The organism is Tepidimonas aquatica (genome assembly GCF_007556585.1).
Classification (GTDB): domain Bacteria; phylum Pseudomonadota; class Gammaproteobacteria; order Burkholderiales; family Burkholderiaceae_C; genus Tepidimonas; species Tepidimonas aquatica.
Window position 1 is genome coordinate 1 of the sequence record NZ_VJNA01000044.1, and the last position, 11,551, is coordinate 11,551.

The 11,551-nt window shown below is 69.0% G+C and carries 7 protein-coding genes and 2 pseudogenes; 5 read left to right on the top strand and 4 right to left on the bottom strand.

What is annotated here, in order from left to right; translation table 11 throughout:
- Positions 1-132: pseudogene (locus tag Taqua_RS13610) on the top strand (IS481 family transposase); the annotation flags it as partial.
- On the opposite strand, the pseudogene Taqua_RS12210 reads toward Taqua_RS13610, so the two are convergent.
- Positions 127-852, bottom strand: a pseudogene (locus Taqua_RS12210) (ABC transporter substrate-binding protein); the annotation flags it as partial. The pseudogenes Taqua_RS13610 and Taqua_RS12210 overlap by 6 nt on opposite strands.
- Positions 853-1,068: 216 nt before the next feature.
- Here Taqua_RS12210 and purL point away from each other — a divergent pair.
- Entirely contained in the window at positions 1,069-5,130 is a 4,062-nt protein-coding gene (purL, locus tag Taqua_RS12215; protein WP_246094719.1) for a phosphoribosylformylglycinamidine synthase, read from the top strand.
- Here purL and Taqua_RS12220 read toward each other — a convergent pair.
- Positions 5,081-7,120 (bottom strand): peptidase U32 family protein, encoded by a 2,040-nt coding sequence (locus Taqua_RS12220; protein ID WP_144326882.1) that lies wholly within the window; start codon positions 7,118-7,120, stop codon positions 5,081-5,083. The genes purL and Taqua_RS12220 overlap by 50 nt on opposite strands.
- Positions 7,121-7,169: 49 nt before the next feature.
- Between Taqua_RS12220 and Taqua_RS12225 the strand changes: the two genes are divergently transcribed.
- Positions 7,170-8,069: a YbgC/FadM family acyl-CoA thioesterase gene (locus Taqua_RS12225; RefSeq protein ID WP_144326883.1), complete on the top strand. Its 900-nt coding sequence runs from the start codon at positions 7,170-7,172 to the stop codon at positions 8,067-8,069.
- Here the strand turns inward: Taqua_RS12225 and Taqua_RS12230 are convergent.
- The gene (locus Taqua_RS12230) at positions 7,979-8,818 is read right to left on the bottom strand and encodes an NRDE family protein (protein ID WP_185969626.1); all 840 of its coding nucleotides are present in this window, start codon (positions 8,816-8,818) and stop codon (positions 7,979-7,981) included. The genes Taqua_RS12225 and Taqua_RS12230 overlap by 91 nt on opposite strands.
- A gap of 16 nt (positions 8,819-8,834) precedes the next feature.
- Entirely contained in the window at positions 8,835-9,782 is a 948-nt protein-coding gene (gene ygfZ / locus Taqua_RS12235; protein WP_144326885.1) for a CAF17-like 4Fe-4S cluster assembly/insertion protein YgfZ, read from the bottom strand.
- Between the two features lie 93 nt (positions 9,783-9,875).
- Here ygfZ and mltG point away from each other — a divergent pair, with 93 nt between their 5' ends.
- Together mltG and Taqua_RS12245 are read left to right on the top strand one after the other, a co-directional pair.
- Complete coding sequence (gene mltG / locus Taqua_RS12240; RefSeq protein WP_144326886.1) at positions 9,876-10,913, top strand: endolytic transglycosylase MltG; 1,038 nt, start codon at positions 9,876-9,878, stop codon at positions 10,911-10,913.
- Positions 10,910-11,425, top strand: coding sequence for a hypothetical protein (locus tag Taqua_RS12245; RefSeq protein ID WP_144326887.1), 516 nt, complete (start codon positions 10,910-10,912; stop codon positions 11,423-11,425). The genes mltG and Taqua_RS12245 overlap by 4 nt, the downstream gene beginning before the upstream one ends.
- Positions 11,426-11,551 lie beyond the last annotated feature (126 nt).

The following is an 11,551-nucleotide window of genomic DNA, read 5'->3' on the forward strand; positions in this document are numbered from 1 at the left end:
CTGTACAATCACCACATCCCCCAGAAAGCCCTGGGACATGTCCCGCCCATCGAGGCCATGAAAAGATGGTACAAAGAAAAACCGGAACTTTTCATAAAAGTGCCACGCAATCGTCCGGGACCTGACACGTAGGAACTTGGCTGCCCCGCCGCCGGCAAAGAAACACGCCACGGCGTCGGGCTTGAGCGACGCGATTTCGGTCAGCAGCGCTTGGAATTCCACGTTGGGGAACGGCAGTCCCAGCTTTTTGACGATCGTGCCGCCCGCCGCACCGTAACTTTGTTGGAATCCTTCGAAGGCTTCTTCCCCTGCGGCGTAGTTCCAGGTGATCCACACGGCTCGCTTGTGGCCGCGCTCGACCATCGGTTTGCCCAGTGCCAACGTCGGCTGGGCGTTGGTGAAGCTGGTGCGAAACACGTTGGGGGCACACAGCGCTCGCGTCACGGCGTGCGCGCCGGCGTTCGGGATGAGGTTGAGCACGCCGGTTTCGCGCGCCACCTTGTGGATCCCCATTTGCACACCCGAGTGCACCGTGCCGATGAGCACATCGACCTTGTCGCGCTGCACCAGGCGGCTGGCGTTTTCGACGCCCTTGGCGGGGTTGGATTCGTCGTCCACTTTGAAAAATTCGATCTCACGGCCGCCCAGTTTGCCCCCGGCTTCGTCCAGAGCCATGCGCACGCCGTTTTCGATCGCCACGCCCAGCGGCGCGTACGTCCCCGTGTAGGGGAGCATAAAACCCACACGCACGCGCGAAGACTGCGCACGTGCGATGGCGGGCAGCCAAAGCCCACAGGCGGCGGCCGCGACGGAGGCTGCGCCACGTTGAAGAACGACACGGCGGGTGGTCATGGGTGGGTCTCCTGCATGGTGTGTATGAACCGAACGCACGCTTCGACGGTATCGAATCGACAGCACATGCAGAATATAATGCATGTTTGACGCCGTGCAACCTCGGACAAACCCTGATCCGCCACCGCCACCACCACCGCCTGCCACCACACGGCGGCCCCCGATGAGCCGCCGGTAGAATGCGGGTCTTCGTACCCCAGCCGCGCCCGCACCGCCGTGAACGACGCCCAGCATCCTGCCCAGATCACCATCTTTCACGGGGGCGACGCCCTCGGTCACTTCCGCGCCCGCACGCTGCTGCCGCGGCTGCAGGCCATCGATGCACGCATCACGGCGGTGGCGGCGCGCCACGTGCACCTGGTGGCCACCGACGCGCCGCTGGACCCCGAAGCACACGCCCGCTGGCAGGCGCTGCTGACCTACGGTGAGCCCTACGCCGGCCCCACCGAAGGTGTGCGCGTGGTCGTGTCGCCGCGCGTGGGTACGGTGTCGCCTTGGGCCTCCAAAGCCACTGACATCGCCCGCAACTGTGGACTGGCCGCGCGGCGCGTCGAGCGGTTGACCGAGTACTGGCTGACGCTGCAGCCGCGCACGCTGCAGCGTTGGGGGGGGCGCGCGCCGGCCCTGGACGATGCCAGTTGGCACGCCTGCGCGGCGCTGTTGCACGACCGCATGACGGAAAGCGTCTGGCCCGATGTGCAGGCCGCGCAGGCCCTGCTGGCACCGCTGCAGGCCACGCCGATGCAACGGGTCGATGTGCTGGGCCAGGGGCGTGCGGCGCTGCAGCGCGCCAACGCCGAATGGGGCCTGGCGCTGGCCGACGACGAGATCGACTACTTGGTGCAGGCGTTCACCCAGCTCGGGCGCAACCCCAGCGATGTCGAGCTGATGATGTTCGCGCAGGCCAACAGTGAACACTGCCGCCACAAAATTTTCAATGCGCAGTTTGTCATCGACGGCGTGGAACAGCCGCTGAGCCTGTTTGGCATGATTCGCCACACCCACCAGCAGTCGCCGCACCGCACCATCGTGGCCTACGCCGACAACGCGGCCATCATGCAGGGGCACCAAGTGCAGCGCTTCATGGCCGTGGCGCAGGGGGATGGCAGTCCGGTGTGGCAGCGCCACAGCGCCCACGAGCACGTGCTGATGAAAGTGGAAACCCACAACCACCCAACGGCGATCTCGCCGTTCCCAGGCGCGGCCACCGGCGCCGGCGGTGAGATCCGCGACGAGGGCGCCACCGGGCGGGGTGCGCGCCCCAAGGCAGGGCTGACGGGGTTCAGTGTGTCGCGGCTGTGGGGAGGACTGAGCGACCAGCCCGATGGCAAACCGGAGCACATCGCCAGTCCGCTGCAAATCATGATCGAGGGGCCGCTGGGCGGTGCGGCGTTCAACAACGAGTTCGGGCGTCCCAACCTAGCCGGGTACTTCCGCGAGTACGAGCAACGCATCGTGTCCGACGTCGACGCGGTGCAGCGCGGCTACCACAAGCCGATCATGATTGCGGGTGGGGTGGGAGCCATCGACGCCTCCCAAACCCACAAGGTGGTGTTCCCGGCGGGCACGCTGCTGGTGCAGCTGGGCGGGCCGGGCATGCGCATCGGTATGGGCGGCGGCGCGGCCAGCTCGATGGCCAGCGGCAGCAACAGCGCGGCGCTGGACTTCGATTCGGTGCAGCGCGGCAACCCCGAAATCCAGCGCCGGGCGCAGGAGGTCATCAACCAGTGCTGGGCCCTGGGCGCCGACAACCCGATCCTGGCCATCCACGACGTCGGCGCCGGGGGCTTGTCCAACGCGTTCCCTGAGCTCGTCAACGACGCCGGCCGTGGCGCGCGCTTCGACCTGCGTGCCATTCCGCTGGAGGAAACAGGCCTGGCGCCCAAGGAAATTTGGTGCAACGAAAGCCAGGAGCGCTACGTGCTGGCGGTGTCGCCGCAAGGGCTGCAGCGCCTGGCGGCCCTGTGCGAGCGCGAGCGTTGCCCGTACGCCGTGGTGGGCGTGGCCACCGAGGAGCGCCAGCTGGTGCTGCACGACCCCCAGGCCGCGGAGCCGGCGCAGGCCAACCCGGTCGACATGCCGATGGAGGTGCTGCTGGGCAAGCCGCCGCGCATGCGGCGCGACGTGCAGCGCCTGCACCGCAGCGTGGCGGCGTTCGACGGCGTTGACGTGGCACTGGACGACGCCGTGCGCCGCGTGCTGACGCACCCGACGGTGGCGTCCAAACGCTTTTTGATCACGATCGGCGACCGCACGGTGGGTGGGCTGACCCACCGCGACCAGATGGTTGGCCCCTGGCAGGTGCCTGTGGCCGACTGTGCGGTGACGCTGGCCGACCATGTCGGTCTGGCGGGCGAGGCCATGGCGATGGGTGAGCGCACGCCACTGGCGGCCATCGACGCACCGGCTTCGGGCCGCATGGCGGTGGCCGAAGCGATCACCAACCTGCTGGCCGCGCCGATCGAGTTGGCACGCGTCAAGCTGTCGGCCAACTGGATGGCGGCCTGCGGCGAGCCGGGCGAGGACGCCGCGCTGTACGACACGGTCAAGGCCGTGGGGCTGGAGCTGTGCCCACAGTTGGGTATCAGCATCCCGGTCGGCAAGGACAGCCTGTCGATGCGCACGCAGTGGACCGGTCGCGACGGCCAGACGCGCAAAGTGGTGGCACCGGTCAGTCTGATCGTCAGCGCTTTTGCCTCGCTGGACGACGTGCGGGGTACGTTGACGCCGCAGCTTGACGCCGAGGCCGACAGCGTATTGATTCTGGTCGACCTCGGGCGCGGCCGCGACCGCATGGGCGGCTCGATCCTGGCCCAGGTGCTGGACCAGCCGGGCGGACGGGTGCCTGACTTGGACGATGCGCAGGATCTGGTGCGGTTGGTGCAGGCGGTCAACGAGCTGCGCCAGCGTGGTTTGATCCTGGCCTACCACGACCGCAGCGATGGCGGGCTGTTGGCGTGCGTGGCCGAGATGGCGTTTGCCGGCCGCGTCGGGGTGGCGCTCAACGTCGACATGCTGGTCACTGAAAGCGACGGCATCCACGACAGCCGCGCGGATGTGGGCGACGCCAAAAACTGGGCGCAACAGGTGGGGCCGCGGCGGCACGAGCGTACGCTGCGCGCGCTGTTCAGCGAGGAGCTGGGCGTGGTGCTGCAGGTGCGCCTCGAAGCCCGTGACGAGGTGCTGCGCACGCTGCGCGCGCACGGCTTGGGCGCGTGCAGCCACGTGGTGGGCAAGACCCGCCCCGCCTGCAGCCCGGTGGACATGGGCAAAGGCGAGTTGCAGGTCTGGCGCGACGCGCAATGCCTGTGGCGTGCGCCGCTGGCCGACCTGCTGCGGGTGTGGGACGACGTCAGCTGGCGCATCGCGCGGCTGCGCGACAACCCGGACTGCGCCGACGCCGAACACGAGGCGGCCGCGCGCACCGAGGCACCGCCGTTGCACGTGGCCCTGACCTTCGACCCGGCCGAGGACGTGGCCGCGCCGTTCGTGCAGCGCGGCGCGCGCCCGCGGGTGGCGATCCTGCGCGAACAGGGCGTCAACTCCCACGTCGAGATGGCGTTTGCCTTTGACGCCGCCGGCTTCGAGGCGGTGGACGTGCACATGACCGACCTGTTGCGCGGCCACACGCGGCTGGATGGTTTCAAGGGTGTGGTGGCCTGCGGCGGTTTCAGCTACGGCGACACGCTGGGCGCGGGGGTGGGCTGGGCGCGCTCGATCACCTTTCACCCCGAATTGGCTGATCAGTTCGCGGTGTTTTTTGCCCGCCCGGACACCTTTGGCTTGGGTGTGTGCAACGGCTGCCAGATGTTTGCCGAGCTGGCGCGCATCATCCCCGGCGCCGAGCACTGGCCGCGCTTCACCACCAACGTCAGTGAGCGCTTCGAAGCTCGCCTGGCGCTGGTCGAAGTGCTGGAGTCGCCCAGCATTTTCCTGCAGGGCATGGCCGGCAGCCGGATGCCGATCGCGGTGTCGCATGGCGAGGGCTACGCCAACTTTGTCCACCAAGGCGACGCGCAGCGCGTGGCGGTGGCTCTGCGCTACGTGGGCCCCGACGGTTTGCCCACCGAGGCCTACCCCTACAACCCCAACGGCAGCCCGGCTGGCATCACCGGCGTCACCACCCCCGATGGGCGCTTCACCGCGATGATGCCACACCCCGAACGCGTGCTGCGCAACGCGCAGTTGAGCTGGACCGACGCGGCTGCCTCCGGCGGGCTGGAGGCGTTCAGTCCGTGGATGCGGATGTTCCGTAACGCGCGCCGCTGGGTGGGTTGACCGGCCGGCGCCGGTAAAAGCGCAGCGGTTGCTCCTGTTGCATCCGCTGGGCTTGGCGCACCACGTGCGGCTGCAGGCGGCCGATGACGTGCATCTCGCACGGCTTGCAGTCAAAACGCAGCGTGAAGCGCTGATCACCTTGCACGATGGTCAGCGGCTCGGCGCGCACCGTACCCTGCACGCCCGTGACGCCTTTGGCCTGCTTCGGGCACAGGCTCAGGCTGTAGCGCACGCAGTGCTTGGTGATCATCAGGCTGACCTCGCCGCGCTCCTCGTGGCTTTCGAACGCGGCGTCGATGACGCGCACCCCGTGGCGGGCATAAAAGTCGCGCGCCTTGTGGTTGTAGACGTTGCCCAGGTAGGTCAGCACATCGTCGGGGTAGGGCACGGGCGGTTGCACCTCGGGGCGGCGCTGGCCGCGCGGGCGCCCGGCTTCGCGCGCCGCCATCAGGTGGTCCAGCGCAGCGCGGCGCAAGGCGTTGAGGCGCGAGGCCGGCACGAACCACGGCGCCGGCAGGTCGATGGTGATATCGGCCGCGGCAAAGACGGTTTCACCCAGCCGGTCCAGGCCTTGGCGCAGGCGTTGCGGCAGGCTTTGCGGGTCCTGCGCCAGCTCCCACGGCCCGGGCAGGGTGGCCTGGCCATGAAAACCGTCGGCGTCGATGGCGGTCAGCACCAGCGTGTCGCCTTCAGCATGCAGGCGCAGCCAAAGGTCCACACGGCGCTGGGCGCTGGGGCGGGCCAGCAGCCGCTCCCATGCCACGCTGCGGTTGCGGTTGATCACGGTGCCGCGGCGCAGGCTGCGGTAGGTCTCGATGGGGTCTTTGGGTTCGACGCGCCAGCGCACGCCCCCGGCGCTGCCGGGGCCCAGCCGCTGCGCGCTGTTGGTTTGCAGCCCCAGCAACTGGTTGCGCGCGTCAAAGCAGCACAGCCCGTCGCCGTTGAGCAGCTCGGTATCCGGGTCGTCGGTTTCGATCTCCAAATGATCGGCGGCCACCCGCACCAGCCAGCCGATCGGGCGGCCTGGGTTTTTCGGGCTGTCGAAGGCGCCGATGTCGATGCGCCGTCCGTGCGTGAAGTAGTCGGTGAAGTCGCGGTTGAAATTCTGGCCCGGGTCGGGGGTGAAGGTGTAGGTGCAACGCCCGCTGGACGACGGTGCCAGATCGGCGCGCTCCTCGGGGATCGCGTCCAGCAGTCGGCGGTAGTGCGCCGTGATATTTTTGACGTAGGCCATGTCCTTGTAGCGGCCTTCGATCTTGAAGCTGCGCACGCCCGCGTCGATGAGCGCGCGCAGGTTGGCGCTTTGGTTGTTGTCCTTCATCGACAGCACGTGCTTGTCGTGCGCGATGAGGCGCCCTTGGCTGTCGAGCACGTCCCACGGCAGTCGGCACGCCTGCGAGCAGTCGCCCCGGTTGGCGCTGCGGCCGGTGGTCGCGTGGCTGATGTAGCACTGCCCGCTGTACGCCACGCACAGCGCCCCGTGGATGAAATACTCCAGCACGGCGCGCCCCGGAGCATCACGTGGGCCCAGGGCTTGGTCGATGGCGGCGATGTGCGGCAGCGACAGCTCGCGCGCCAAGACGATCTGCGCAAACCCCACGTCCTGCAAAAAGCGTGCTTTGGCCGGTGTGCGGATGTCGCACTGCGTGCTGGCGTGCAGCTCGATCGGGGGCAGGTCCAGCTCCAGCAGGCCCATGTCTTGCACGATCAGCGCATCGACGCCAATGTCGTGCAGCTGCCACGCCAGCCGCCGCGCGGGCTCCAGCTCGTCGTCGCGCAAGATGGTGTTGAGCGTGACGAACACCCGCGCGTGGTAGCGGTGGGCGTGCCGCACCAGGCGTTCGATGTCGTGCACAGCGTTGGCGGCGTTGGCGCGCGCGCCAAAGCCGGGGCCACCGATGTAGACGGCGTCGGCGCCATGGTTGACGGCTTCGATGCCGATGTCGGCGTCACGCGCAGGCGACAACAGCTCGATCTGATGGGGCAACATAATGGCGGACAAGCATTGTGCAAAACACGCCATTTTCCCAGACCACACGATGAAGCGCCACGAGTTTCGTTGCCTGCACCGCCTGCGCGTGCGCTGGGCCGAGGTCGACATGCAGGGCATCGTCTTCAACGCCCACTACCTGATGTATTTCGATGTTGGCATCACCGAGTACTGGCGCCGCCTGGCCTTGCCCTACACCGAAGCCATGCACCGCCTGGGCGGCGACCTGTACGTGCGCAAGGCCACGCTGGAGTACGCCGGCTCGGCGCGTATGGACGATCTGGTCGACGTGGCGCTGCGCTGCGAGCGCATCGGGCGCTCGTCGTTGACGATGGTGGGCGCGTTGTTCTTGGGCGAACGGCCGCTGGTGAGCGCCGAAATCGTGTATGTGTTCGCGGACGCGGCGCAGCAGGGGGCGCAGCCGGTGCCGGCGCCGTTGCGCGCGTTGATCGAACGCTACGAGGCGGGGGACGATGTGCTGCGCGTCGTGACCGGATCGTGGGAGGCGTTGCAGGGCGACGCTGCGCCGCTGCGGCAGGCGGTGTTTGTGCAGGAGCAAGGGATTGCCGCCACCGAAGAATGGGATGCCGCCGATGCCACGGCGCTGCATGCGGTGGCCTACAACCATTTGGGGCAGGCGGTGGGCACAGGCCGCCTGCTGGTGGCGCAGCCGGGCGTGGGCAAAATCGGCCGCATGGCGGTGCATCGCGCGCTGCGCGGCACCGGGGTCGGCGCGCGGGTGCTGCAGGCGCTGGTGGCGGCGGCGCGCGGCCGCGGCGACCACACGTTGCGCCTGAGCGCCCAGCGCACGGCGGTGGGGTTTTACCAGCGCCTGGGCTGGCAGCCGGTGGGCGCACCTTACGACGAGGTCGGCATCCCGCACCAGGCGATGGAGCTGCGTCTGACCTCGGCCGACGGTGCCCCGGATGGCCCCAGCGCGGGGTCGTAGGTCCACTCGGCCACCTGCAACGTACCGGCGCGATCCAGCTGCGCCACCAGGCTGCTGCGTGTGCCGTAACGGCGCTCGGGCCACCACACCCACGGGCTGCGTTGCAGGTGTTGCACGGGGTCGGGGCCGGGTTCGTAGCCGCGCAGGCTGGCCAGCAGGGTGGCTTCACGCCCAGCGGCATCAGGCTCGCTGGCCGCCGTGCGCACCGCATGCGCCAGCGCGAGCGCCTTCGGCCACGGGGTGTCCAGCGCGGCGTTGCTGAGCGCGTGCACACCGGCTGGCAGCATTCGCCCCCACCAACCTTCGTGGCGCTCGGCCAGGGCGTCGGGGTCGTGCCCAGCCGGGTCGCGGTTGGTCAGCCACACCCAGAGGCCGCGGCGCAGGTCGGCTAGCACGAGGTTGCAGCCGTTGTACGCGTCGGCTGGGTGTGCCCGCAGCCAGGTTCGCCAATCTTGCCCGTGGGCGCTGCGGCGCAACCAGCCCACCACCAACTGGCCGCGGCTGCGTGGGGCGGCGGGCTCGGGCGGCCATGCACGCACGTTGGTCAGCATCGCCAACCGCCCGTACTCGCCCCACGCAAGCCACGCACCGCCAGCGCGGGCATCACGGCCGCTGAGCACCGCGCTGCCGTCGTCGAGCCGCCAACACTGCAGCGGCAGGGTGGGGCGGTCCCACGATTCGTCGCGGTTGGCGGCAACGATCAGCGGCACGGCAGCCACGGGCTGCCAACACCAGGCGACCAGGCACATGGCAGGGCGGCCGTCGTCAGAGGTCGTCGCGCAGGGGGTACGGCAGCGGCAGCAGGTGCGCCAGCGGCCCCTGGGGGCTGCCGATGCGCAACGGCTGGCCATCCATCGCGGCGGTCTGCAGCGACGCCACCGCGTGCCACACGCCCTGCCCCCCGGGTTGCGGGGCGGCATCGGCCACCAGACCCGCCGGTTGCTCGGGGTCGCTCGGGTGGTAAACCTCGTGCCCGACCTCCACCGGGCCATCCACCCGCAACAAGGCACCACGGCGCTTGAGCGTGCCGCGAAACTGGCTGCGCGCCACCACCTCTTGGCCCGGGTAGCAGCCTTTCTGGAAGTGCACGCCCTCCACCGATTCGTAGTTCAGCATTTGGGGCACGAACGCTTCCACCGTCGGCTCGGTGACGAACGGCACCGCGCTCATGACCTGCAGCCACGCCCACCAATCGGTTGAGAGTGCCGCGCACGGCGGCGGGTTGGCCGCGGCCGGACGCAGCAGCAGCGCGCGCGGCACCCCCGCACCTGGCGGTAGGCGTGCCCACAGGCGCCCGGCGTCATCGGCGTGGGCCGACCAGTTCGGCACCGCCAGCGCTGCGGGCAACGCCGCCCCCACGGCACCGTGCACGGCCCACTCGTTGCTGGCATCGTGCAGCTGCACCTTGGCGCGCAGCACGAACATGGCCAGGCGCTTGCGCACCGGTTCCAGGCGGCTGGCCGGCATGGCCAGCAAGCAGCGCTGTGGCTCAGGTCGCCACACCACGGCGCTCATCAGCATGCGGCCTTTGGGTGTGCACCAGGCGGCCAGGCGTGCGTGCTGGCTGTCCAGGTGCACGATGTCCTGGGTCAGCTGCGCGTGCAAAAAACTCGCCGCGTCGGGTCCCTCCGCGCTCAGCACGCCCCAGTCGGGCAACGCCAAACATCCTTGGACATCACTGACGGCTACGCCGTCGGGCTGGGTGACTTGCATCGCTTGGCTCCATCGTGGCATTGCGCCGCCGCGGGTTGGCAGCGGCTATCATCGGCGCCCGTATTGTCCCGCAGCCCGCAGCCGCCTTGCACCATGCCCAGCTCCCAACCCCAACGCCCCCAGGCCAGTCGTCGTTCGCGCTGGGTGATCGTGCTGGCGGCGCTGGTGCTCGCGCTGGCCACGGCCACCGCGTTGTGGCCGCATCGCCCGCTGCCGTTGAAGCTGGCGCCCGGTACCACGCTGGTGGATATCGATATCGCCCCGGGTATGTCGGCCAGCGCCATTGCCCGGGCCCTGCACGATGCCGGGGTGGACGTGCCGGTGGCGGTGCTGCAACTGTGGCTGCGGCTGTCAGGGCGGGCGCGCGAGCTCAAAGCCGGCGCGTACGAAATCGCGCCTGGCACCACCGCGGCGCAGTTGCTGGATAAGCTGGCGCGGGGCGAACAGGCGCTGCGCCGCGTCACGCTGGTGGAGGGCTGGACCGTGCGCGACGTCGTGCGTGCGATACGGCGCGCCGACGACGTGGTCGATGACCTACCCCCTGGCGACGACCCGGTGGCCTTGGCGCGCGCCCTTGGGTTGCCCAGCGGCCACGCCGAAGGGTGGTTTTTCCCCGACACCTACATCTACCCCAAACGCAGCCGTGCCAGCGCTGTGCTGCGGCAGGCCCATGCGGCCATGCAGGAGCGGCTGGCGGCGGCGTGGGCGCAGCGTGCACCGGATTTGCCGCTGCGCTCGCCCGACGAGGCGCTGATCCTGGCCAGCCTGGTCGAAAAGGAGACCGGCCACGACGCCGACCGGGCGCTGATCGCTGGCGTCTTCGTCAACCGGCTGCGCATCGGCATGCGGCTGCAAACCGACCCCAGCGTGATCTATGGCTTGGGCGAGTCGTTCGATGGCAACCTGCGGCGGCGCGACCTCACCACCGACACACCTTACAACACCTACACCCGCGCCGGACTGCCACCGACCCCCATCGCCATGCCTGGATGGGCGTCGCTGCTGGCGGCGGTGCAGCCGGCACGCACGTCGGCGCTGTACTTCGTCGCCCGCGGCGACGGCACCAGCGCCTTCAGCCGCACGTTGGACGAACACAACCGCGCGGTGCGGCGCTACCAGTTGCAGCGATGAGCCCCTATCAACTTCCACCTGCGTGGATCGCGCTTGTGCTGCTGTGCGCCGCGTGGGCCTTGGCCCGAGCTTGGTCAACGCCCGCACTGGCGTTCGATGAGGCCGAGCAGGTGCTTCACCAACAGTGGCTGCTGGCCGGCTACGGGCCCCAGCCGCCGCTGTTCGAATGGTTGCTGTGGAGCGTGCGTCAAGCCACGGGCATGTCGGTGCTGGCGGCCCTGTGGCTGTTAAAAGCCGTCGCGTTGTCGGGCGTGGGCATCGCGGTGGGGTGGTTCGTGGCGCAACTGGGTATGCGTGCCGCCGCCGGGGCGGTGGCGGCATGGGCGATGACGCTGCCGCTGCTGCTGTGGGATGCCCCACGCACGCTGACGCACAGCTTGCTGGCCACCACGTGCATGGCCGTCGTGGTGGGTTTGAGTGCGCCGTTGCTGGAGCGGCCCGAGCGGCCGCTGTCGCGCAGGCGTTGGTTCGGGCTGGGGTTGGCCATCGCCGCCGCGCTGCTGTCCAAGTAGTCGCCCCTGAAATATTCATAACAGCATGATTTTTCTTGTGTTATTGCCTGTTTGCGAGTACAATTTCCCCCAGATTTGATGGTCTGATGCGCCGTTTTCTGGGAGTTTTGCGATGTTTGCCTGCCC

What these genes read in the sequence shown, in the direction of transcription:
- Taqua_RS12245 (WP_144326887.1), top strand. Translation starts at nt 10,910, where the DNA reads ATGAGCCCCTATCAACTTCCACCTGCGTGGATCGCGCTTGTGCTGCTG.
- mltG (WP_144326886.1), top strand. Translation starts at nt 9,876, where the DNA reads ATGCCCAGCTCCCAACCCCAACGCCCCCAGGCCAGTCGTCGTTCGCGC.
- Taqua_RS12220 (WP_144326882.1), bottom strand. Translation starts at nt 7,120, where the DNA reads ATGTTGCCCCATCAGATCGAGCTGTTGTCGCCTGCGCGTGACGCCGAC.
- Taqua_RS12225 (WP_144326883.1), top strand. Translation starts at nt 7,170, where the DNA reads ATGAAGCGCCACGAGTTTCGTTGCCTGCACCGCCTGCGCGTGCGCTGG.
- Taqua_RS12230 (WP_185969626.1), bottom strand. Translation starts at nt 8,818, where the DNA reads ATGTGCCTGGTCGCCTGGTGTTGGCAGCCCGTGGCTGCCGTGCCGCTG.
- ygfZ (WP_144326885.1), bottom strand. Translation starts at nt 9,782, where the DNA reads ATGCAAGTCACCCAGCCCGACGGCGTAGCCGTCAGTGATGTCCAAGGA.